19 protein-coding genes and 2 pseudogenes are annotated in these 21,890 nt (G+C 47.5%); 10 read left to right on the forward strand and 11 right to left on the reverse strand.

The features are described from left to right. Nucleotides 1–554: 554 nt before the first annotated feature. The 4 genes and pseudogenes from K6V26_RS23470 to K6V26_RS23485 form a co-directional block, all read left to right on the forward strand. Nucleotides 555–890, forward strand: a complete 336-nt coding sequence (locus K6V26_RS23470; protein WP_224264040.1) for a molybdenum ABC transporter ATP-binding protein — start codon at nt 555–557, stop codon at nt 888–890. Nucleotides 891–897: 7 nt separating this feature from the next. Then, on the forward strand, nt 898–1,113 hold the full coding sequence (locus tag K6V26_RS23475) for a hypothetical protein (RefSeq protein WP_224264041.1): 216 nt from the start codon (nt 898–900) through the stop codon (nt 1,111–1,113). 11 nt (nt 1,114–1,124) lie between these two features. Beyond that, nucleotides 1,125–1,382: a DUF6926 domain-containing protein gene (locus tag K6V26_RS23480; RefSeq protein ID WP_224264042.1), complete on the forward strand. Its 258-nt coding sequence runs from the start codon at nt 1,125–1,127 to the stop codon at nt 1,380–1,382. 4 nt (nt 1,383–1,386) lie between these two features. Further along, nucleotides 1,387–1,701: pseudogene (locus K6V26_RS23485) on the forward strand (PcfK-like family protein); the annotation flags it as partial. 62 nt (nt 1,702–1,763) lie between these two features. Here the strand turns inward: K6V26_RS23485 and istB are convergent. From istB to K6V26_RS23525, 8 genes and pseudogenes are all read right to left on the reverse strand, one after another. Continuing rightward, nucleotides 1,764–2,555 carry an IS21-like element helper ATPase IstB gene (gene istB, locus K6V26_RS23490; protein WP_224263458.1) on the reverse strand — a complete coding sequence of 264 codons (792 nt, stop codon included), beginning with the start codon at nt 2,553–2,555 and terminating at the stop codon, nt 1,764–1,766. Further along, nucleotides 2,552–4,084, reverse strand: coding sequence for an IS21 family transposase (gene istA / locus K6V26_RS23495; RefSeq protein ID WP_224263457.1), 1,533 nt, complete (start codon nt 4,082–4,084; stop codon nt 2,552–2,554). The genes istB and istA overlap by 4 nt, the downstream gene beginning before the upstream one ends. A gap of 154 nt (nt 4,085–4,238) precedes the next feature. After that, nucleotides 4,239–6,032: pseudogene (locus tag K6V26_RS23500) on the reverse strand (N-6 DNA methylase); the annotation flags it as partial. Then, nucleotides 6,022–6,474 carry a DUF1896 family protein gene (locus K6V26_RS23505; protein ID WP_224265872.1) on the reverse strand — a complete coding sequence of 151 codons (453 nt, stop codon included), beginning with the start codon at nt 6,472–6,474 and terminating at the stop codon, nt 6,022–6,024. The pseudogene K6V26_RS23500 and the gene K6V26_RS23505, both read right to left, overlap by 11 nt. Before the next feature lie 166 nt (nt 6,475–6,640). After that, nucleotides 6,641–8,731, reverse strand: a complete 2,091-nt coding sequence (locus tag K6V26_RS23510; protein ID WP_224264043.1) for a type IA DNA topoisomerase — start codon at nt 8,729–8,731, stop codon at nt 6,641–6,643. 62 nt (nt 8,732–8,793) lie between these two features. Beyond that, nucleotides 8,794–10,362 carry a DUF3945 domain-containing protein gene (locus tag K6V26_RS23515; protein WP_224264044.1) on the reverse strand — a complete coding sequence of 523 codons (1,569 nt, stop codon included), beginning with the start codon at nt 10,360–10,362 and terminating at the stop codon, nt 8,794–8,796. A gap of 20 nt (nt 10,363–10,382) precedes the next feature. Next, nucleotides 10,383–10,733: a helix-turn-helix domain-containing protein gene (locus tag K6V26_RS23520; RefSeq protein ID WP_195203164.1), complete on the reverse strand. Its 351-nt coding sequence runs from the start codon at nt 10,731–10,733 to the stop codon at nt 10,383–10,385. A 3-nt stretch (nt 10,734–10,736) separates the two neighbouring features. Then, on the reverse strand, nt 10,737–11,096 hold the full coding sequence (locus K6V26_RS23525) for a helix-turn-helix domain-containing protein (RefSeq protein WP_394373104.1): 360 nt from the start codon (nt 11,094–11,096) through the stop codon (nt 10,737–10,739). A 209-nt stretch (nt 11,097–11,305) separates the two neighbouring features. Between K6V26_RS23525 and K6V26_RS23530 the strand changes: the two genes are divergently transcribed. The 3 genes from K6V26_RS23530 to K6V26_RS23540 are packed head-to-tail and all read left to right on the forward strand — an operon-like array spanning nt 11,306 to nt 13,004. Beyond that, a complete protein-coding gene (locus K6V26_RS23530) occupies nt 11,306–11,599 on the forward strand; it encodes a helix-turn-helix domain-containing protein (RefSeq protein ID WP_074855532.1) in 294 nt (97 codons plus the stop codon). A gap of 30 nt (nt 11,600–11,629) precedes the next feature. Beyond that, the gene (locus K6V26_RS23535) at nt 11,630–11,935 is read left to right on the forward strand and encodes a helix-turn-helix domain-containing protein (protein WP_195203166.1); all 306 of its coding nucleotides are present in this window, start codon (nt 11,630–11,632) and stop codon (nt 11,933–11,935) included. 55 nt (nt 11,936–11,990) lie between these two features. Continuing rightward, the gene (locus K6V26_RS23540; protein ID WP_138298249.1) at nt 11,991–13,004 is read left to right on the forward strand and encodes a DUF2971 domain-containing protein; all 1,014 of its coding nucleotides are present in this window, start codon (nt 11,991–11,993) and stop codon (nt 13,002–13,004) included. A gap of 107 nt (nt 13,005–13,111) precedes the next feature. Here the strand turns inward: K6V26_RS23540 and K6V26_RS23545 are convergent, their stop codons facing one another. After that, nucleotides 13,112–13,474 carry a RhuM protein gene (locus K6V26_RS23545; RefSeq protein WP_224264045.1) on the reverse strand — a complete coding sequence of 121 codons (363 nt, stop codon included), beginning with the start codon at nt 13,472–13,474 and terminating at the stop codon, nt 13,112–13,114. A gap of 12 nt (nt 13,475–13,486) precedes the next feature. Continuing rightward, nucleotides 13,487–14,722, reverse strand: coding sequence for a site-specific integrase (locus K6V26_RS23550; RefSeq protein ID WP_224264046.1), 1,236 nt, complete (start codon nt 14,720–14,722; stop codon nt 13,487–13,489). 509 nt (nt 14,723–15,231) lie between these two features. Here K6V26_RS23550 and K6V26_RS23555 point away from each other — a divergent pair. Further along, nucleotides 15,232–15,828, forward strand: coding sequence for an HU family DNA-binding protein (locus K6V26_RS23555; protein WP_224264047.1), 597 nt, complete (start codon nt 15,232–15,234; stop codon nt 15,826–15,828). A gap of 44 nt (nt 15,829–15,872) precedes the next feature. Here K6V26_RS23555 and K6V26_RS23560 read toward each other — a convergent pair whose 3' ends face one another. Beyond that, entirely contained in the window at nt 15,873–17,180 is a 1,308-nt protein-coding gene (locus K6V26_RS23560; protein WP_224264048.1) for an ATP-binding protein, read from the reverse strand. Nucleotides 17,181–17,366: 186 nt separating this feature from the next. Between K6V26_RS23560 and K6V26_RS23565 the strand changes: the two genes are divergently transcribed. Together K6V26_RS23565 and K6V26_RS23570 are read left to right on the forward strand one after the other, a co-directional pair. Beyond that, nucleotides 17,367–19,250 carry a hypothetical protein gene (locus tag K6V26_RS23565; protein WP_224264049.1) on the forward strand — a complete coding sequence of 628 codons (1,884 nt, stop codon included), beginning with the start codon at nt 17,367–17,369 and terminating at the stop codon, nt 19,248–19,250. A gap of 174 nt (nt 19,251–19,424) precedes the next feature. Then, nucleotides 19,425–21,746: a TonB-dependent receptor gene (locus K6V26_RS23570; protein ID WP_046145962.1), complete on the forward strand. Its 2,322-nt coding sequence runs from the start codon at nt 19,425–19,427 to the stop codon at nt 21,744–21,746. Nucleotides 21,747–21,890 lie beyond the last annotated feature (144 nt).

Consider the following 21,890-nt stretch of genomic DNA (forward strand, 5'->3'; position numbering starts at 1 on the left):
GCTTGTCCATAAATGGAACAAGCCGTCACCCACAGCAGGCAAACCGGGAAGAATGATTTTATCTGCCCGCCCCGACACGTCCGGCCGGACAGATAAAACCATACTTCCTTGCAGGTGGTTTGCCCGGTTTCACGCTACCGGCTATGTCCTTTTTTTGTTGGGGACTTCCTTTTTTCACGGATTTCTCTTTTGAAGTTTTCAGTCTAATCTGCCTCTACTTCCGTTTACCTCCATTTTCGCGCCTTTCAGTGGGCCGCATCAGGCAGTCATTTCCGTTCTGGGCGCAAAGGTAACTCCGGGATTTGACGGGAAAGCAAGGTCAAGCCTCCTGTTTTCGGGAAAAATCTCCAGCCCTGCGGGTAGTATTTTTCCCGAAAAACCTTGCATTCCCTAATCCCTACCTTTTTAAGCACCCGAAACGAAAACGACCGATGCGACAGAAAGACGCATTAAAAAAATGTCGGATAAACGAGAGGCAGATAAGATAGTTTGAAACTCAACTCCCTCAGCTCTTGAATCCGCATTAAAAATAAAAAATCAAAAACAGAACGGATATGGAAACAACGATGGCAACAAAATTTGTGACTTGGGAAGTGCCGACATTGGAAGCACTGAAAGGCAGCAAAGTTTATAATCTCCGTGAGAAACTGAACAACGGGGAACGAATGAACCGAGAGGAAAAGGATTGGCTTACACGCAACGTGAACAGCAATACCTATTTCAAGAGCGCAGTCCCCTTGCAAGGCTGGAGGTTTGACTTTTCCGATGTACTCCGCACATTCCTCGTGTGCCAATACGGACATTGGGCGGAATACAAGGCAACGGACAAGACAGGGCTTCGCAGATACCTATACGGCAGGATAGACAACATTGTAGAACTTGATAAATAGCGAGGATATGACAGCAACGGCAGACTTCAGACAAGTGGTCCAATACATAGGGCTTGCGATATGCGCCCTAACCATGCGCACCGCCCTTTGGGTATCCGGCATCCTTTGGGGCATCGTCAGAGAGATAGTAAACGGAATGTTCCGAGTGGCGATAGGCATAATCGTGGCAATCTTTTCCACTATCGCCTTCTTCGGCTTCATCCTTTGGTTATTCACCCTTTAATCCTTACCGACATGAACAAGACAACGGAAAAAATGCCTACATGGAGTTTATGTTACCTCATAAATGGGGACGCAACAGGATTGACGGACAATGAAATCCTCTTGATTGATAAATGGATGAATGATTGGCAGGTACAAATCATTTCACCCATTACAGATGAGGAAGGAAACGCACAACCATACTTTTCACGCTATCCGCTTTTCGGACTTCCTGCCGAAGTGGAGGACTGCGACATACTTTATTTGAATGACAACCCATCAAAAATATAGCGATATGAAAACGACAGACCATTTCAAGAGAACGATACAGATGTATTTGGAGCAACGTGCAGCGGAAGATGCGCTCTTTGCCAAGAACTACCGTAACCCTGCCAAGAACATAGACGATTGTGTGACCTACATTCTGAACTATGTGCAGAAAAGCGGTTGCAACGGCTTCACGGACGGGGAAATATACGGACAAGCCGTACACTACTATGACGAGAACGAGATAGAGGTGGGCAAGCCTATCCAGTGTCATGTAGCCGTGAACCATGTGGTGGAACTCACCTGTAATAAGCAAATTTTAAATCGTCATTTTTCGGTAAAGTTAAATCACCATCTAATAATAGAGACTATCAGTTTATACTATTGATTACATTTTAATGTCGGTCATCTTTGGCTGGGGGTACCCCCAGCCAAAGATGTGTCTTTTTCCTCTTCAAAAATGGATTTTCGGTTTCCCATCCGGTAGCTTTGCCCGGTGAGTTTTATGACCTCGCAGTGATATAACAGCCTGTCCAGTATTGCTGAAGCCAGCACTTCGTCATCCAGCGTTTTGGCCCATTCGGTGGGTGCCTTGTTCGTGGTAATTATCAGTGAGGCTTTCTCGTGAAGCGTGTTGATCAGATTGAAGAATCCTGCGGCATCCTCTTTTTTCACCGGGAAGAGCATTATGTCATCGATGGCTACCAAGTCGGCTTTGAGCAGACGGTTGTATGCGCTCATGGCCGAAGGCATCAGCGTTTTCATCTTGATGGTGTTTATGACATCCTCCATCGTGACCATATACGCCTTGTATCCCTGCCCCACAGCTTCGTACACAAGTCCTGCGGCGATAAAGGTCTTACCTGTTCCGGAAGGTCCCATGAGTATCAGGTTGTAATTCTGTTCGAGCCACCCCAGCCGGCGCAGTTCACGCAATCTTGGTGCGGTTATACCTTGCGAGTAGTTGTGGTCGAAAAGGTCGAGGTCGTGTCTTGCCGGCAAGGCCGCCGCTTTCAGCCGCCGTTGGAAGTCCTTGCTGTCTCTTTCCTGAACCTCGCGGGAGAGCAGGTCATGCAGGAACTCGACATGGTTTTTTCCCTGCTCCTGCGCCAGATGAGCTTCTGATTCCAGCAGGCGTGGCAGAGCGTACAGGCGCAGACGCGAGCACAGGTTTTTGATTTGTTCGTTTGTTATCATACGAAAAGGGTGTTAAAGGTGGATATGTCTGTTTTCTCGGGGATCATGGCGGATGTATCAGCCCCGGGAACCGGCTCGGTTTCCGTCCGGACCTCAATGGGGGGTTCTCCTTTACGGATCCTGAGGGTCTCGGCTACCTCCATCAGGCTGCATCCGTTGAAGACACCTGCTTTAAGGCACTCGTCAAAAGCTTCGGTAAGCGTGATGTCCGAGTATGCCGCGTGGCGCCGGACTATAAACTGGAGGTTGTCGCGGTAATTACGGGCCTTATGCACACGTAGTTGTAATAAATATGTATCAATCACCGTGCTTGCGGGAAGTTCTTTGCGTACAAAAGCCTCATAATCATCCAGCGAGGCTTCGCGGTCACGCCGGTGGGAGGTATTGCTTACCAGACGCCCCTTATCTCCGCTTATTTTGTGAACGGCAAGGGTTTTGCCTGTCTCATGGCTGTAGATATATAGCCGGCCTTCTTTTTCTTCGATATAGACCAGCGTCTGATGGCCGTGGTAGGTGCCTGTGGGAACGCTGTAATAATTGCCCCGGTAGGTTATCACGTTGTCCTTTCGCACGTGATGCGGCAAGAGGGTTTCGCAAGGAACAGTCGGGACTCCCTTATAAGGCATGAGGTGTCCTTTTTCCGTCTCAAACTCCTCAGACGGGACACGACGTATGCCGTGATGTTCCGTGCCGTTGGCCGTGCGTTCCAACCAGCCAAGGACTTCCTTGTTGAGCAGGTCCATGTCAACCAACTCGCGGCCGCGAAGGAAGTTGTATTTCACATATTTGACGACATTCTCTATCTTACCTTTGCTCTGGGGATCGGATTTGCGACAGAACACGGGTTCAAAGCCATGTTCACGGACAAGGGTGCGGAAAACGCGGGTAAGCACCAGGTCACCAAGGTTTTCATTGACAAGAAACACCTTGTCCTGGTCATAAACTATTTTTCGGGGTACTCCCCCGAAGAACTCGAAAGCCAGTTCATGGGCATAAACAGCAAGAGCGGTGGTAAACGGTGTACGGCTAAAGTAGACGAACTTATACCTGCTGCGGCTCAGACACATCGCAAAGAAATACACTTTTAAAGACTGTCCCTGAAGTGTCTTCATCCACCGTTCACCGAAGTCGCATTGGGCGTATTCGCCATAGGGAGTCTCGGGTTGCTTCTCGTAGGGGCGGTAACTCTTTTCAAACTCCTTGGGAAGATGGTGCGTTAAACGCAACCGGTTGACGAAGTTGAAGACCGTTTTGGGGGTTACGCAGGGAAGATCCGAAAAATGCTCTTTCAAGCGGTCATGGAGTTGCGGAGCGGACAAAAAAGGCCACTTGCGCAACTCATTGACTACATAAGATTCATAGCCGTCAAGTTTATGACCGTAATGACGGTCATAGCTCTGGCTGGAAATGAACTCTTCTTCTGTCATGGACAGATACTTGGCCACCGTTTGACGGTGAAGACCTAAGGATTGACCTATTTGTGTCTTATTTAGGCCATCTGAAAATAATTCGTTAACTTTGTACCACATCAGATACTTCTTTAATTGGGAAGTCTCGGTCATAGCATTGTAATTAGTAGTTCGCACCACAAAATTACAATGCTATTTTTTTTAGAATCATGTCGATTTTACTTTTCCGATTTTTGACGAGACAAAGTTACCGATTACAACTATTGTCCGTAACAGGAACGGGAGTTGCCTCCGGCTGTGCTTCGGGTTGTTGTGCTGCTTCCTTTTGCTCCGGTTTGTTATCCGACGAAGGCACAAAGGCAGGATTCATCGTGTCCTTGACCCCCGATTTTTTCTGCTGTTCCTGTCTGTGCCGTTCCGCTTCAAGCCGTAGAGCCTTGCGCCGTTCCGGTGTCAGGCTCATCATCGTTTCATAGAAGCCGTTGATGGGCGGATTGGTTTCCCAGTCCAAAGTGGCATAAATATCTTCTGGGTCGCCTTGCTTCCCTGCATTTTCCGGCTTTGCCTCCTTGCTTTCGGTTGCAGGCTTGATGGATTCAACAGGAGGTGCAGCCATAACCTGCGGCTTCGGTTTGGATGGCAAACGCTTTGCCTTGTTTTCCTTTTTGGTTGCCTTTTTCTTTTTGGCAGGTTCTTCTATGGGCATCCCCCAAAGGTCAAGTAGAGTGAGCTGAACGGCATTTGAATGATTCGTTTGGCGTGGCTCAATCTCTGGCTTTTCGGCTATGGGTTGCGGTTTTTCGGCTTGGGCTTCTTCCGTCCGTGCCGTAATTGTTGCTTCCGGCTTCATGGCAGGCTGTTCCGTTTTTACTTCAACGGCAACCGCTTTTTGCTCCCTCGCTTGCCCGATTGCGCCCGAATACAGGCGCATGACAAGCCTCATGTGGCAGTCCTCGTCAAGCATACGTCGCAAGTCCTCCGCGATACCTGCGGTTTTCCCCTCGTGCAGATAAACCATAGCGGGCTTGCCGTAAGGGTCGGTATCGAGTTTTGCGGATGTATGCACGACGCGTTCGGGATGATGGATGAAATAGGCGTTGTCCGTCAGGTTTGTCTTCGTATCCGTCTGTATCACGGTCAGCAGCCGTTCATCCTGCGACAGTTCTGTCTTGTGCAGGTTCTTTTGCAGGATTATCAGGTCGCTGCCCACCTCTGTCCCCGCATTGTCCGAAAACAGGTTGTTGGGCAGGCGGATTGCCGATACCAGATTCGCCTGACTGAAAAGTTCGTTGCGCACGGAGGTCTTGGCACTGTTCAGTACTCCCTGCGACGTGATGAAAGCCACGATGCCGCCTTCGCGCACCGTGTCCAGCCCTTTCAGGAAAAAATAGTTGTGGATGGCTTTCTGTGCCGAGCGTCTGCCGAAAGATTCGCTCCTTTGAAATTCAGCGTCAAACACGGCTATGTCACCGAAAGGGATGTTGGACACCGCCAAGTCGAAATAGTTGTTGAACGGCTTTTCGATTTTCTCAAAACCGTCTATGCGCATCTTTTTGTCGGGGTGGAGCTGTTGCAGGATAGTACCCGTGAGGAGGTCTTTTTCAAACGCCATCACATCCGCGTCGGGACTGTTCCGCAGCACGGCGTCCACGAAAACGCCGACACCGGCCGACGGCTCCAGCACACGCGACGGGCGGACACCGTAATCCGCCAGCACATCGGCTATGGTGTCTGTTATCTCTTTCGGTGTGTAGAAGGCTGTCAGCACGGACGCTTTCAGCGAATCCACAAACCGTTTGTACTCCAAGTCGTTCCGGCTGTTCTCCCGTATCAGCCTGTGCAGTTCCACGGTAGGGGCAAACAGTTCGAGGTCGGATTTCGCCCAGTGGACGGCATCCGTCAATTCCCTTGCAGGGTTCAGAATACATTTCAAGCCGCCGAAACCGCAATACTTCCGGAGTATCGCCTGTTCCTCGGTTGTCGCCGTTCTCTGTTCCTTGTCAAGGACGAATGCCGTCCGTATCGCCTCGATGTTGTCCCGCAACCTTTGTTTACGGTTAAACGCCATATTCCTCTATATAAAGGACGACAGCCCCCGTCAGCTCCGTATAGAGCAGGTCGTAATCGGGCGACAGGGCGAAATTGTCGTCCGCAAGGTCATAAATGGAGAATACGTTTCCGACAAGCGGAAGCAGTTTCCGGGTAAAGGATTCACGCTCCGCTTCCGGCACATCGTCGGCAAACTCGTTTTCCACGACTTCGCGCAGGATGGCGTACTTGGAGTAGCGAAGCCCCTCCAGCAGCGTGCGCATCGCCAGTTCCTGCGCACCAGAAGCAGGATAGCCTTCAAGCATTGCCCGTTCATACGTTCCTGCGGCACGGTCGGCGCGTTCACGGATGAAGGCTTCGTCGGTCGCCTGTTCAAACCCGTTTGTTCGGAGATAGTCCAGCAGGTACAGATCGTAGTAGGAAAAGTCGGTCTGTCCTTCGTTTTTCTTCTTGTTGTTCATTACTTTGGAATTTAGTGGATTGGTAGATAATGACTGGGATAACTGTCTGAAAGGAGAAAGAAAAGGCACTCGGTATCCCTCCGAGTGCCACCACTAAATCCAAAGTATGAGTGTAATCCGGTATCGAAGAACAGTTCATTACTCTGAATCAGTGGCAAAGTTAACACTATTTCTTCCGTCCTGAAAATTTCTTGGTCGTTTTCCTTTCGGGGAACACGAAAGTCGTGTTGTAGTCCCCGTCAAAGGCAACCACGGCATCGAAACTCTTGCCCTGCTTGCTCTTGAAGCCTTTGAGCAGCTTCGTGTGTCCGTCGGTGAGCAGGTCTTTAATCTCGTCATCGGTGAGGGTACGGTTTGCCTTCAGGCGGAACACGGGCAGCCCGCACTCCGCGTTGTCGCAGCGGACTACCTTGCCGTAGAACTGCATACTGCCCGTCCCGCACTTGGGACACTTGCAGCCGGAATCTCTGCGGGCGAACAGCTTGTCGCACGAGAGCAGCTCGGAGGTAATCTCCTTTGTGTACGCCTCTATCTCCTTGCGGAAGGTTTCGGCGGGCAGTTCCCCGCGCTCGATGCGTGCCAGTTCCTTCTCCCATTCGCCCGTCATGGCAACATCGGCGATGCGCATTGTCTTCACGACCGAGTAGAGGGCAAGCCCTTTTTCGGTGGGTACGAGCGACTTCTTGCAACGTTCCATGTAACCGCGTTTGAAGAGCGTTTCGATGATGGTGGCACGGGTGGCGGGCGTTCCGATGCCACAATCCTTTAATGCCTGACGCAGCGCATCGTCCTCTATCTCCTTGCCAGCCGTTTCCATAGCGGACAGCAGGGTCGCTTCGGTATGCAGCGGTTTGGGCTTGGTCTTGCCCTCCGTGATGGAGGCAGCTTTCAGTGTCAGCGTATCGCCTTCCTGCCAGCCGGGGATGATGGTTTCCTCTTTTTCTTCCTCGCCATAGACGGCACGCCACCCAGCTTGCCTGATGATGCTGCCTTTTGCCACGAACTCTACTCCGGCACACTCTGCCGTGACGGTGGCGGTGTCTTTGACGCATTTTTCAGAGAAAGCCTCGATCATGCGTCCGGCAATCATCTGATAGATGATATTGTCCTCTTTGGAGAGGAACAGCGGTTTCTCGCCCGTGACGAGCAGGGCATGGTGGTCCGTTACCTTGCCACCGTCCACGCTGCGGCGTGTAGGCATATCTTTCGGATTGACTTTGCCTTTCCATTCGGGCAGATTGCCGATAAAGGCAAGGAGTTTGGGGATTTCCGCGAACACGTCTTCGGGAATGTAGCGGCTTCCGGTTCTCGGATAGGTGATGAGTTTCTTCTCGTAGAGCTTCTGCGCGATTTCAAGCGTCTGTTCCGCCGTGAAGCCGTGCTTGGCGTTGGCTTCCTTCTGGAGCGTGGTCAGGTCGTACAGGAGCGGAGTGTCTTCTATCTTCTCCTTGCGTTCGGCTTTCGTGACTGTGGCTGTACCTGCTTCCTTTACCTTATTATATAGTTCCGTCGCCGGCTCTTTCTCTTTCCATTTCTCGGAGGACGAGAATTTCACCACTTCGCCGTCGCCTCCGTCTGCGGCGATATGAAGCTGCCAGAACGGTTCAACCGTGAAACGGCGGTTCTCCCAGTAACGTGCGCACACCATCGCCAGCGTGGGCGTCTGCACTCGTCCGACGGAGTAAGTGCCGTGTCCGGCAGCGATGGAGAGCGCATGAGTGCCGTTGATACCCACAAGCCAGTCGGATTCGCTCCGCGCTTTGGCGGCAAGGTAGAGGTTATCATACTTGCTTCCTTCTTCGAGGTTACGCAGACCCTCCCGGATAGCCTTGTCGGTAAGCGAGCTTATCCAAAGGCGCACGAAAGGCGTGGTGCATCCGATATAATGGTAGAGGTATCGGAAGATAAGCTCGCCCTCACGCCCTGCATCGGTCGCCACGATGATCTGCTCGCTTTCTTTGAAAAGACGGGCGATGATTTTTATCTGCGACACCACGCCGCTGTCGGGTTTGTAGCCCTTCTCCGTCTTTTCCTGACGGGGAATGAGCGTGAAGGTTCCGGGGATGACGGGCAGGTTATCACGGACGAAACCGCGTATGCCGTATCCGTCAGGCATGGCAAGCTGGACGAGGTGTCCGAATGCCCATGTCACGGCATAGCCGCCTCCCTCAAAATATCCTTCCTCTCTTTTTGTCGCGCCCACGATGCGGGCGATTTCACGTGCCACGGATGGCTTTTCTGCAATGATTGTCTTCATGTTTTCTTGCTTTTTAGTGATACTTTGGATTCTATTTTGGATTTAGTGGTGGACACGGGAGATTACATCTTCATGCCCTTGTTGTTTTTCTTCTGTGGTTTCTCCTGCTGCTGTTGCTGCTTGTCGTCCTTCGGAGCGGTCTGTCCCTTCTGCAACGGCTCTTTCAGGTTCTTGGTCGCCTCGTTGGTCTTGCCCTCGCTGTTCACCGCCACCTGTGTGCGGCTTTCGTTGGAGGGGGCTACCTTCTGTGCGTTGTCGGGGTTGGTGTCGTAGCGGTACGGACGTCCCTTCTCCGGGTTGAACTTGATGTACATCGTGGCGTGGAAGCCTTGCTTGTCCGTTACATTCTCCAGCTTTATCGCCTTACCAGCAGCGTAGTCGGCTTTCTGTTGTCCGGTGAAGTTCACACCACTCCATTTGCTGATGGGGCGGATGCTGCCGTCGGCGTTCGTCCACGTGTTGCGGCGTTGCTCTTTCTGTGGGGCTGCGGAATTTTCCATGCCTTGCGCCTGTCCCTGCGTGGGATTGTTCTTGGCTTCCTGCGTCTGGGCGGTACGGGGCGACCTGCCGGTTCCCGGTACGAACTCCACGCCTCGCTGCTCGACGTTCACTTGCAGGGTTGTGACGAACTTCCTGCCGTCATTGCGCTCGATGAGCTTGTCGCGCACGGGCAGCCCGGCACGCAGCATATCCTGTTCCTGCTTAGTGATTTCCGTCTTTCCGATGCGCTCCGGTATGCGCACCTTGTTTGCTGGAATGTCCGTGATTTCATTCGTCTTGCGGTCTATGCTGATGAACGAGGGGATGATTTCACCTGTTTCTTTGTCCACGAGGTCCACGACCCTGCCGAGGTTGCCAGTTTCGCGCAGGTTCTTACGGTCTTCGTCCGAAAACTTGTGTTCCTTGTACTCGTCGAGTTTCTGTTCCTTGCGGATGAAGTGCGGCACGAGGCTGATATTGCCTTCACCGTCTTTCTTGAAAGAGAGGCGGGCATCCAGCTCGAAAGCCTCGCCGCCGAACTTGGGCGACACCTTCACCAAATCGGACTTGCCGTAGTTGAGCATCTTGGTCAAGTCGCCGGACTTTTCAAGGTCGTCACGTTTCACGCCCCATTTCTCTTCCAGCTCCTGCCAGTTGATTTTGTTCTCGTCGATGGGCTGGTAGCCCCGTCTGCCCTGTGCTTGCTGTGGGCTTTCCTGATTCTGTTCCTGTTTCTTTTCCATTTCTTCCTGTTTATGCTCCGTTTGTTCCGTCTTTTCGGTAGTCTGTTCTTCCTTTACCTGCTTTTCGTAGCCGGAGGTGTCCACTTTGTGGGGTGCGAGCAGTTCCTTGTTGGCTTCAGGGTCTTTCAGCAAGTCTTTCATCACCTCCAGCAGTTTGTCGGCTTGGTCTGCCGCGACACGGTAGAAACCGAAGCGGCTGGGTTCCTTGCACTGCCGGAAGAAGTTTTTGAAGAAGTTGTCCAACACGTCGCCGTGGCGGTCGAATTGCAGGAAACTCTGCGCGTTCTCCGCTTTCGCGGGGGTACGCTTGGGAGAGCCGTCGGCATCCAGCCCGGCTACCACGCTGATTTCGCCCGTCTTTTCGTCACGGACTATCAGCACGTCCTTTTCAGTTGTTTTCTTTGCCATTTGAAAAATGTTTTAATGGGTTATTTTTGAAAGAAATTATGGATACGAGCCTTGTAGAAGGCGATATCTTCTTTTTTGAAGTCCTTTACGTGTCCGGAAAGGAACGTCAGCACGTCCTCCTCGCTGTAATAGGTCTTTTTGCCGAGCGTCTTGTACGGCAACGCGCCGATGCTGCGGTAGCGTTGCAGGGTACGCTTGCTTATCTGGAGCAGCATACAGAGGTCTTGGTTGTCGAACATCCTGATACGTTCCATCGGGTTCGGGGCTTTGCCGGACGGCTGTAAGGAAAGCAGCAGTTCGTCCTGACGGTCGATCCGTTCCATCAGTTTCTGCATCCAGCTCTCGAAATTGTTTCGGGTAAGCAGTTCCATACGTCACGTCCTCCTTCCTTTGGATTTGCCGCCGCCCATGCGTAGCGTGTGGTTCCGTTTCAGTTCCGTCGGTGTCGCCGCGTCTTCCATGACGGTGCAGTCCGCAAGCAGGCGGTCGATTTCAGACTGGCGGTAGCGGCACTTGCCGCGCAGCACTACATAGCCGATACGATGTTCGCTACGCATACGCTGGAGGGTGCGGCAACTCACATTCAACAGGTGCGCCGCCTCACGGGTGGTGAGCAACCTGTCTGCGGATTTTTCCTTCCTTTCGCCGGAAACGGCACGCACGTGTGCCGCTATTTCGGCTATCTGTTCCGTCAATGCGGTGAAAGCGGAACTTTCCATCGTTATTACTTTCATATTCAGTCCTTTCTTTTGGTTTCTGCGGCAAAATTCGGCAATAAACAAAAGGGGCTTTAACAGCTCACTACGTGTCTCACGTAAGATTTTTATTGGGAATGGCTCCGTAACCCGGACAGACGGCGCAACATACAGCCTTTCAGCGGGAAACGATATGGATTCATGCGGACGGCGTTACCTTTGCGGTAAACTCTAAAAATGTTTTGAATATGGAAATTGTATCTATCGAGAAAAAGACCTTCGAGATGATGGTGGCGTCCTTCAACGCCCTCTCGGAGAAGGTTGCCGCCCTGAGGCGCAAGAGCGACGGAGGGCGGTTGGAAAGGTGGCTCACGGGCGAGGAAGTCTGTGGGCAGTTGAGAATCAGCCCGCGCACGTTGCAGACCTTGCGCGACAGGCGGCTTATCGGCTACTCGCAGATAAACCGCAGGTTCTATTACAAGCCGGAAGAGGTCAGAAGGCTGATTCCGCTTATCGGCACGCTCTATCCCGGCGGCAGGTAATCTTATTATTCACCCACTGAATCCGAAGTTATGATGAACGAGAACAACGATGTTTTTACACTGGAGGACGAACCGGTTGCCACCGTGGTGCAGAATATGCGCAAAGGCTCTAAATGGCTCTCCGCATTTTTGGAAAACTACCGTCCGCCGCTGGACGGGGAACGTTACCTGACGGACAGGGAGGTGGCGGACTTGCTCCGTGTGAGCCGCCGTACCTTGCAGGAATACCGCAACAACAGGGTGTTGCCCTTTATCCTTTTAGGAGGAAAAGTGCTTTACCCCGAATCGGGATTACGTGAACTGCTGGAGACGAATTACCGCAAGCCGATGGAATAATGTTCCGGCATTTCGGAATAAAAGCGTACCTTTGTAGTTAAAACGAAATACCATTATGCTTCGGAGTGAATTTGCAAAATTGTTAGAATCCACAATAATTCCTGAAGGAATTGAGCAAGAGGATATAAAATCCCGAATATATCCTATAAGTACAGCATTGATGTCAATGTTGCCACAAAAACTGTATAGATATAGGAGTTGTTCAACATTAAACCTTGATGCTTTTGACAAGGATCTGGTTTATGCTGTTACTGCTGATAAGTTTAATGATCCCTATGACACTCTTGTTTATTATAGTTTGGATAATATTCAAGAGCAAATGAGAGCTTGTTGTACAGAAGAATTTCTTGAACAATTCAAACAGATACTTGAAGCTAAAGATTTCGATTTTCCTCCAAGTGTAATCCAATTTTTTGGAAGAAACAATTTGGCAGGTTTAAAAGAACAGGTAATATCGTGTAATGGTATAAATCCATTGACATTAGCTCTTTTTAGTGTTGCAATGGAAAACATATTGAAAGAAATCCTATTAAAAATGGGGGATACATTAAAGGTCGTATCTACAATAGCATGTTTAAGTGAAAGCATTGATTCTGTTATAATGTGGAGCCACTATGCCCAAAATCATGAAGGGTTTGCATTGGAATATGATTTAAGGTTCTTATTGGAACAAGGAGAAATGAATTGTTGTATTTTGCCTGTTATATATGATAATGACCGTTTTGATGCAAATAACTTTATTCAATGGTATATAGCAAAGAGTTTGGGGCTGGATGTTAAAAATATAGATTCACTATCACATTTGAAAATGGCTATTCACAAATCCACACAGTGGGAATATGAAAATGAATGGCGTATTATTCATTCAGAGAAACAACCTGCCGCACATTCTCGTGCAACAAGCCTGAAAATTGTTCCTAAAGCAATCTATTATGGAGAGAGAATTTCAAACATCCACAAGAAAATTTTGCATTATATAGCACAAGAAAAAGGAATTGCGGAATATGATATGTACATTGATTGTGGCTCGTTAAAGTATGAGATGTTATATAAGCCATCTCAATTTTGATACCTCATATTCTTTAGCACATAATTTGTATATTCCAAATTGACTATCTTAAAGTTAAAACGGACAGCTTGATGGTTGTCCGTTTTTAATTGATTGTCATCGTCTTTTCAGCAGTAACCGCCTTTTCCGCTATGTACGAATACCATGTAGGCGGTATGCTTGTCTTTTGCGAGTGCCTTGTCCATCAGCCAGCGGCGGAAAAGATGGGCATGGTATGTGCTCAGCCGGAAGGTGACGGGGATGATTATCTCAAGCGAGTAAACATCCGCATACAGACCGTTTTCAAGCTGAATGTAGCGGCATACCTCGTAATCGCTCAGTACGTCCGTCTTGCGGACAGCTTTGATGGCAGCGTTCACTGCCGGGACACCCGTGTGGAACAGTCCGGCGATTTCTCCGGCGGTCATCCATACCTCGTTACCGGTTACGCTGACGGTCTTATTCTCTATAATGATTATGTCACGTTTCATGGCTTCTCTGTTTTAGATGGTGCAACCTGCAAATTCCTCGATTTGGTTCAATCTTGCGGCAAGGTTCTCCATGTCTTGATTGAGCTTCTCTTTGGTTATTTTCGCGTATATCTGCGTTGTCTTTATGCTTTTGTGTCCCAGCATGGAACTGACCGTTTCGATGGGTACGCCGTTGGAGAGGAACACCGTCGTGGCTGCCGTGTGGCGGCTTTGATGCCATGTAATATGCTTGGTGATACCGCAACGCTTGGCGACGGCACGGATTCCGGCAAGACACGTGTTGTAGTGGGGTACAGGGAAAATCCTGCCGTTTTCGCACAGCCCACGGTATTTGTAGATGATGCGCTTCGCTATGTCAAGCATACGGATGTTGGACACCACACCCGTCTTCTGGCGGTTGATGTTTATCCATTCGTGTTCGTCAAAGTAGGTACGGATATTCTCTTCCGTCAGGTTGCGCATATCGGCGAACGACAAGCCGGTGAAGGCACAGAACAGGTATAAATCACGATACAGTTCTTGCTTCGCATTCTTCAGCTTGCCTTCTATCAGCAGGCGGATTTCATCTTTCGTCAGGAAGCTGCGGGTCGTTTCCTCCTTCTTGATTTCATACTCGCGGAACGGGTCGCGCGTGAGCCATTCGTTGTTGATGGCGATGAACACCATTGTCCGAAGTGGGCAGACATACAGCCACACGGTGTTGGTGCAGCAGTGTTTGTCCGTGCGCAGGAACATTTCAAAATCGGAAATGAAAGCGGGTGTAAGCTCTTTCAGGGCGATGTCCTTCACGTGGTAACGGATGGCGATGAACTCTTGCAGGTGCTTGTAAACGGTCTTGTACTTCAAGAGCGTGCCTTTGGCTTTCATGCCTGCCTCCACCTGCTTGGCATAGTCCTCGTTGTGCTGCCGGAACACCTGCAACAGCGTGTGGTAGCGGTGTTCCAGTCCGAGAAAGGCGTTTTTCACCTTTTCCGCAGTGACGAAGTTGTCACGCTCCATGATTTCCTGATAATGCCTGTTGATGCGCACGCGCATCTTGTCGAGCATACGGTTCGTTTCGAGTGCCGCCGTGCTTCTGCCCGTGACACGTCCCCCTTTGGTGTCCCACAGTTTGGGATCGACGGTCAGTTTGCAGCTGAACTGCGTCTGGCTGCCGTCCACCGTGATGCGTCCCATGACGGGCACTGTCCCGTCCTTTTTCACTACCTGACGTTTGAGGTAGTAGATTACTGAAAATGTACTCTTCATCGTCCTTAATTTTTTTAGGTTCAAAATTAGTCGGTGAAGAATCCTTCGTCGGTACGCAAAACACGGAGGAACGGCGCAATCTTTTTCCGTAACCGGATTTGTCGCGTGAGTTGTCAGTAACTCACTATATCACAATGCCTTGTTTTGTCATTCGTACCCATTTCATCATCTATTTGGCGTGGTTACGAACAAGTAACGTAGCGGCGTCTTGACTTGGCTTCGGCAAGGATTGTGGTGGCGTTGGAGATAATCGGCAGCTTAAATGAAACCGCTGTAAATCAATTCTATTACTTCATTCTTCCGTATTCCACTTTTTTGTAGTAACTTTGTACCGCAACAAACTGATTGTCGATTGGTTTCGATAAGATTATCGATAGCCATCAGTAATTTTACGGACAGCTATCAGTTATATTACTGATGGCTGTCGGCAATAAGTTAGTAAGGCATAAAATTTAGTACAGTATGGCATCCCGAAAAATACCGTACGTAACCTTTTAAATCAAATTCCCATGAGTATCAAATTCAGTGTTTATAAGACTCCCCGGCCTAAAGGGAGTAAAGATAACTTAGAACATGCACGTCTTGTTTCGAGAGGAACAAAAGGTCTTGAAGAGATATGCAGAGATCTCTCGGATGCTTGCACGGTTAATTCGGCCGATATAAAAGGTGTGCTGGAAGCATTGACCGTATATATGGGTAGAGAACTTGGCTACGGATATAGTATCGAGTTGGAGGGGATCGGACATTTCTCCCCGGCGTTGCGTACCCGGAAAATTTCTGAGGAAAACGGAAAAATCAGGTTTAGTGTTTCTGTCGACGGGGTGAATTTTCGCTGTTCCAACCGTTTGAAGGAGATGGTTAAAGAAGAACGTCCTAAGAAAGTAAAAAGGGCAAATGTTTCTTCCGAACCCATCGAAACCCGGAAGGAAAAGATGTTGGAATATATTCGCAAGCATGAAAGCATCAATGAATCGGATTATGCCGAGTTGAATAATTGCACTCGTTACCGGGCAGGTAAAGAACTGAAACAGTTTTTGGAAGAAGGTATCATCCGTAAGATGGGATATAAAACGCACAGGGTTTATGTGTTGGCCGCGAAAGAGTAAAGTACTTTTTTCCCTTCGCATGTTTTCCCGGGAGCAGACTTACCTTACATGTCATCAGGAGAAAAACCTTTATATTCTATTGTGTACTTTTTATGGCTTGCAGCAATATTTTTGGCTTTATATTCTAATGTCCCTAAGTTGATCTCGTTAGGATTGTGTTTTACTTCACCGATGACCATTCTCTTATTGAATTCGTCTACGGCAACGATATCTATTTCGTTTTTATTTCCGTTTTCCCAATAAGAACCGATAGCAGACCATTCTTTGGATAAGATTAGCTGGTCTCGGAAATATTTTTCAAGTATTCGTCCTATATATGTGTTGTAATCTCTTTCTACCACCTGTCGAATGAATCCCAGATTGGATATTTCTACTGCGCTTCTGTATTTGTAAATAAAGCGAAACCAGAAGTTCAGGAAATTGTCATCAATATAATAACGGATCTGCCGGGTATTCGGCTTTGAAAATATTGGACTGGTACGGGTAATGACATTAAAGTCTTCTTCCAATGTTTTTAATTGGGGACCGACTGAAACACCTAATTCGCCTTCGATTTCCGGCCGGGATGTTTTAGAAGAGGCTATTAGGGAAAGAATAGAGAAATAAACAGTATAATCCTTTCCAAATTCTTCTATGAGAACATTTTTTCCTTCCTCTAAAAAGAAAGAGTTTTCGCTGAAAATAGTATCCAGTATTTTCTCTTTTGTAAAAGCTTTGCTCTTGATTAATAGTTCTATATACCGTGCAACACCTCCGGTTACTGTATAAAAAGCCAGTAAATCTTCCGGAGTGAAAGATGGGAAATGATCTCTTATGATATCTTTTATCACATCTACTGTGAATGGGCGTAACACAATGCGATGATCGGCTCGTTGGAATAGTGGTTCCCGGGAGTTTTCGAATATGCGTTTCATGAGTGAATAGATCGAGCCGTAAAGTACTAAGTTTATTTTTGCGTGATCTTTCATTTCATCCCATACATTTTGCATTTCGCTGTAAATGGCGGGATTAATATAATAGAATTCCTGAAATTCATCTATTACCAATGTAAAGTTTTGTTCAGTTGATATGCGCATCAGATATCGGAATAAATCCCGGAAGTTACGGTATTCAAGGATATCTGTACCTAATATGTCTTTGGCAATTGCTACAAATTCTTCGCAGAGAAGTACTTCATTCTTTTTAGTACAGAAGAAGTAAATCATCTTTTTGTTTTCGAAAGCTTTCTTAATCAATGTAGTCTTTCCGACACGCCGGCGCCCGATTACAATTGTCATTTGTGCTGCTTCGGCAGACAACTCTTCCCAGTCATGTAGTAATTGTAATTCTTTATTTCTATTGTAAAATTTCATAAGCTATCCTTCTATTGTAGTCAATATTACTGTAACTTTCGCTACAATAATGCAAATGTAGTTATAATATGCTTGTTATGAAATAATTATAATGATGTTTTTGAAGTAAACCGATCAGACTTTATTTACAGGCTTCTTTTGCCGGGGTATTATCATTATCTTTGTAGCCTTTATAATAACGCTCTTATGAAATACATTTGCTGTCTGATCTTGTTCTTTACTCTCCTTTTACCTTCCTGTCAGTGGGGACGGCAGGAGGCTTTCTTTCCGGATGAAGGTTTGGCTGAACGTCTGCTGCGGGAAAATCCGGACAGCCTGGCGATGATACTGGAAGAGCAGGTCGTTCCATCCGAACTCTCGGATAGCCTTCGGGCGGAATATGGCTGGTGGATCACCCGGCTGCATCAACGACAGGGACGGAATATGGTGAATGATTCGCTGATTCATTATACACTTCGTTGTTATGAGCAACAACAATCCCCTCGTCTGACAGAAGCATATATGTTAGCTGCTATGCAGGTGAACTATTCGGGAGATAAAAGGGAAGAGGCTAAAGAGTTTATTTCAAAAGGAATACAGATTGCAGCAAACAATAAAGATACCACTTTGCTGGTGGAGCTTGCTTCGACTCTGGGTTATCATGATCTGCTTCCGGGGAATCTTTCTCTGGTACCTGAAGACGTTAAGCACATTATATTCGATTATTATGCTTTAGATTCGTTGCAGATGATTCATTGTTTGTATGGTCTCGGTTGTTATTATGCTTCCCGGCAGGAACCGGATTCAATGGAGCATTATATGATACGGGCACTAAAACTGGCGGAAGAGCTGCGAGTTGATAACAGTTCGATTCTCCGTAATTATATAGATGGTTTGAATGCTTTCCATCAGAGTGAAAAGGCTTTGCCGCTGATGAGGAAGTTAGATCAGGAATATCCTCCGAAACATCTGCATGATAGTATTGTAAAGACTGCTACTTATGTATGTCTTTGGTTAAATCTGGGGAAATTGGATTCTGCGGAGGTTTACCTGAAACAATTGGAACATTGTTGCGATTTAATCCCCCGGGATTATTACGGGAACGGATATCGTACCTCTTTTTTTTATGTGGAGAAACTGCTTCGTAGTGTTTATGATGTAAAGAAGAATAATGCTCTGAATATCATTGCTGTCTATGATTTTTGTGAAAAGGTGGCATCGGTGGAAAGAAGGAATGTGGCAATAGAAAAAGAGCGGTTGTTTGTACAGAACCAACTGGAACGGAGGAATCTGAATCTGAAGATTCAAAAAGACCGGAACCACCGCCTGGCTCTTTATATTCTGTCGGCAGCCGCTTGCCTGATTTTCTTCCTGGCTTATTTATACCAACGTAAATTGTTGAAGAAGGAACGTTTTATCCGGCAGATGAGAGAGCAGATGCGACTGCATCAAATTGCATTAAGCGAAAAGGAACAGCTGATCCGGCAAAATGAGGAGGCGATCGAACAATTGTCAGCCCGCCAGTCGGAGCAGGAGGAAATAGCCGAACAGCAATTGAACGACCAGCTCTCTGAAATTGAACGGATTCGTCAGGAGAATGAGCTATTGAACCGGGAAAAGAAGCAGCTGCAACAGGAAATGGCCCGATATGCTCAGAATATCCCGGAAAAAAACGTTGAAATGGATTCGTATGAGCGGATGGTCATACAAAACCAAGCGCTTACAACCAGCACGAAACAATTGTCTCTTCAGGTTATCTTGCAATATAAAGAGTTGGAACGTTTGTATCAAGGAGAGGTCCATAATCTGTCGGATATAGACTGGCCTGTCATTTATAAATTGATAGATAAGATATTTAATAATTACACCGGGCGGCTTCGTGCTTCTTTCCCGTTGCTGACGGAGGAAGATATTCAGTGCTGCTGCCTGATTAAATTACAACTGTCCACTTCGGCTATTGCCCGGTTGTATAGTATTGCTCCCTCTTCTGTCACCAAACGGAAACAGCGTATAAAGGAACGGATTAATCAGGGAAAAAACGAGTTGATCGGGAAGAATCAGCCGGCCGATGTCTATCTGTGGGGATTTTGATGAGGTGATTTGTCCACTTGAAAAATATAGATTCTTTTATTTGATTGTTTATTAGCAGTTTAGCTGTGCGTCATTGTACAGGTATCCGGTATTCTTTGTCCATATGGAATTCAAGGTTGTCTACTGTGGAGGCTCTACCTTTGCCTTCAGATAATCACTCAAATTCTATGTTATATGAAAAGAATATATCTATTTATTTTAGGTGCTGTTCTGTCAGTCAGTCTATGTTATGCGCAAAAGATAAAGATCTCCGGAATGGTGACAGATGGAAGTACGGATGCCTCTGTTGAATTTGCCAATGTCGTGTTGCAAACGCTCGATTCAACTTTTGTCACAGGTGTATCGACTGATACGAAGGGACGTTTTCAGTTGGAAAAAATAGAAACAGGCAGTTATCGTCTGATTATTTCCGCTATTGGGTATACAGATAATATAACCGATCTGAATGGTCTTTCCAAGTCAGTTGATTTGGGAAAACTAACATTGAATGAAGCTGCGGAACAACTCGATGAGGTGACAGTTACAGCCGCCAATATTGTCAACCGGGCGGACCGTAAGATCGTATTTCCCAATAAACAACAGCTGGCAGCCTCTACAAATGGGGTGAATTTGCTTCAGGCCCTGATGTTACCGCGCATTCAGGTGAATCCGATGACAAGGGATATCAGTGTTTCCGGTGGCGGCTCTGTACAGCTTTGTCTGAATGGAGCGAAAGTGGATGCAAAGGATATTTCCGCATTACAGCCGAACGATATCATACGTATTGAATATCTGGAGAATCCCGGCCTGCGTTACGGAGATGCCGAAGCCGTATTGAATTATATCACCCGCCGGTACGAAACAGGTGGCTCCGTTAGCCTGGATATGATGAATTCCCCGCATGTAGTATTCCATAATGATGAAATATCAGCCAAACTGAATCATAAGAAATCGGAGTTTGGTCTGAGTTATTATGCCAGTCCGCGTGACTTTTACAAATGCTGGCGCACGAATGAAGAATCTTTCCTCTTTGAAGATGGTACCTCCCTGCACCGGTATGAAAAAGGGCAGCCCGGACATTTTCAGGAGCTGAATCATGGCGGTTCTTTCACCTATAATTATCAAGAACCGGATAAATACCTGCTGAATGCAAAGCTGGGTTACTGGGGGTATCTGCAACCGCATACGGATTACAGAAGTGAGTTGTATAATGTCGAGTATCCGGACCATGTAACGGATATGCGGGACAACAATGATAAAAAAACACATCGTCCGTATGTCGATTTATATTATCAGCAGAACCTGAAGCACAAACAGTTTCTGGCGCTCAACCTGGTCGGAACATATATCTACACCGACTCCAAGCGTACTTATCAGGAAAAGCAGAACGATCTGTTACTGACTGATATCTACTCCGGTGTAAAAGGGAATAAATATTCCGTGATTGGTGAAGGTATTTATGAAAAAGGTTTTGAAAAAGGCCGGTTAAGTGCAGGACTGAAACATTCACAAGCCTTTTCGGAGAATACCTATGATGGAAATATGACATATAAAACGGAGATGAAACAGTCGGATACCTATTTATATACCGAGTTTCAGGGCAAATGGCAAAAGCTCAATTATTCGTTGGGTGTGGGTGTTACCCGTTCATGGCTGAAACAGGAAGGGGAAGATGGTTATCAGACCTATACGTTCTGGCCTCGTTTTTCTTTCCGTTATGCTTTCTCTGATAATTTCTATGCGCGCCTGAATGGCAGCCTGACGAACAATCCGCCGGCACTGTCGGAGTTGAGTGCTGTCGAGCAACTGATCGATTCGATGCAGATACAGCGGGGAAATCCGGACCTGAATCCGTACAACCGTTACCAGGCCGATTTATATATGGAATACCGGAAGGGGAAAGTCTCTGTCGGCTTGTCTTCCCGTTATCGGAATGCTCCGAAAGCGATAATGGAATCTACTTTTATTGAGGATGGCATGTTTATTCATACTTATGAAAATCAGGATGGTTTTCAGTCCTTGAATGGCGAGTTGAACCTGCGGGCCGGTATGTTATGGAATATCCTGCAATTTTCTCTTAGCGGAGGCGTGAACCGTTACTGGAGTGATGGGAAAGATTACCGGCATACCTATACGAACTGGTATTATCGTGCAGAGATAATGGGGCAGTATAAACATTTGACGGCTATGTTCAGTATTTACAACCGCCGGAATAGTTTCTGGGGAGAGAAAATGTCGAGCGGAGAGAATCTTCATATGCTGATGGTCCGGTATAATTATAAACAGTTCTCAGTCGGAGCCGGTATGATCAATCCTTTTGCCAATAACTATAAACGGATTTATGAAAACTGGAATAAGTATGTTTCCTCGTACAAGGAGAATTATATCAATGAAAGCTCTCATGCCTTTTTCCTGACCTTTGCTTGGAATTTCCGGTTCGGTCGCAAATACCAGAGTGACGGGAAGAAGATATATAACCAGGATAATGATTCGGGAATAATGAATGCCGGCAAATAAATGATTGTCTGACAGCTTGCCGGCTGTTATTCCTGTTCGTATCAGTTACATCTGCAAAACCTGTTCGCCCCGCAGGTGCAGGTTGGCCCGCCATCGCCATTGAGTATTTGTACGTTTTCTCAATTATGACTCTCCTTTAAACGT

Origin of the sequence: Parabacteroides goldsteinii, from assembly GCF_020091425.1 — a bacterium.
Taxonomy (GTDB): domain Bacteria; phylum Bacteroidota; class Bacteroidia; order Bacteroidales; family Tannerellaceae; genus Parabacteroides; species Parabacteroides goldsteinii.

Bases quoted from the DNA above. Each gene is read 5' to 3' on its own strand.
- K6V26_RS23470 (WP_224264040.1), top strand. From the start codon at position 555: ATGGAAACAACGATGGCAACAAAATTTGTGACTTGGGAAGTGCCGACA.
- K6V26_RS23510 (WP_224264043.1), bottom strand. From the start codon at position 8,731: ATGAAGACAATCATTGCAGAAAAGCCATCCGTGGCACGTGAAATCGCC.
- K6V26_RS23475 (WP_224264041.1), top strand. From the start codon at position 898: ATGACAGCAACGGCAGACTTCAGACAAGTGGTCCAATACATAGGGCTT.
- K6V26_RS23545 (WP_224264045.1), bottom strand. From the start codon at position 13,474: ATGAAACGTGACATAATCATTATAGAGAATAAGACCGTCAGCGTAACC.
- K6V26_RS23555 (WP_224264047.1), top strand. From the start codon at position 15,232: ATGAGTATCAAATTCAGTGTTTATAAGACTCCCCGGCCTAAAGGGAGT.
- K6V26_RS23535 (WP_195203166.1), top strand. From the start codon at position 11,630: ATGATGAACGAGAACAACGATGTTTTTACACTGGAGGACGAACCGGTT.
- K6V26_RS23525 (WP_394373104.1), bottom strand. From the start codon at position 11,096: ATGAAAGTAATAACGATGGAAAGTTCCGCTTTCACCGCATTGACGGAA.
- K6V26_RS23565 (WP_224264049.1), top strand. From the start codon at position 17,367: ATGAAATACATTTGCTGTCTGATCTTGTTCTTTACTCTCCTTTTACCT.
- K6V26_RS23530 (WP_074855532.1), top strand. From the start codon at position 11,306: ATGGAAATTGTATCTATCGAGAAAAAGACCTTCGAGATGATGGTGGCG.
- K6V26_RS23520 (WP_195203164.1), bottom strand. From the start codon at position 10,733: ATGGAACTGCTTACCCGAAACAATTTCGAGAGCTGGATGCAGAAACTG.
- K6V26_RS23550 (WP_224264046.1), bottom strand. From the start codon at position 14,722: ATGAAGAGTACATTTTCAGTAATCTACTACCTCAAACGTCAGGTAGTG.
- K6V26_RS23505 (WP_224265872.1), bottom strand. From the start codon at position 6,474: ATGAACAACAAGAAGAAAAACGAAGGACAGACCGACTTTTCCTACTAC.
- istB (WP_224263458.1), bottom strand. From the start codon at position 2,555: ATGATAACAAACGAACAAATCAAAAACCTGTGCTCGCGTCTGCGCCTG.
- K6V26_RS23515 (WP_224264044.1), bottom strand. From the start codon at position 10,362: ATGGCAAAGAAAACAACTGAAAAGGACGTGCTGATAGTCCGTGACGAA.
- istA (WP_224263457.1), bottom strand. From the start codon at position 4,084: ATGTGGTACAAAGTTAACGAATTATTTTCAGATGGCCTAAATAAGACA.
- K6V26_RS23560 (WP_224264048.1), bottom strand. From the start codon at position 17,180: ATGAAATTTTACAATAGAAATAAAGAATTACAATTACTACATGACTGG.
- K6V26_RS23540 (WP_138298249.1), top strand. From the start codon at position 11,991: ATGCTTCGGAGTGAATTTGCAAAATTGTTAGAATCCACAATAATTCCT.
- K6V26_RS23480 (WP_224264042.1), top strand. From the start codon at position 1,125: ATGAACAAGACAACGGAAAAAATGCCTACATGGAGTTTATGTTACCTC.
- K6V26_RS23570 (WP_046145962.1), top strand. From the start codon at position 19,425: ATGAAAAGAATATATCTATTTATTTTAGGTGCTGTTCTGTCAGTCAGT.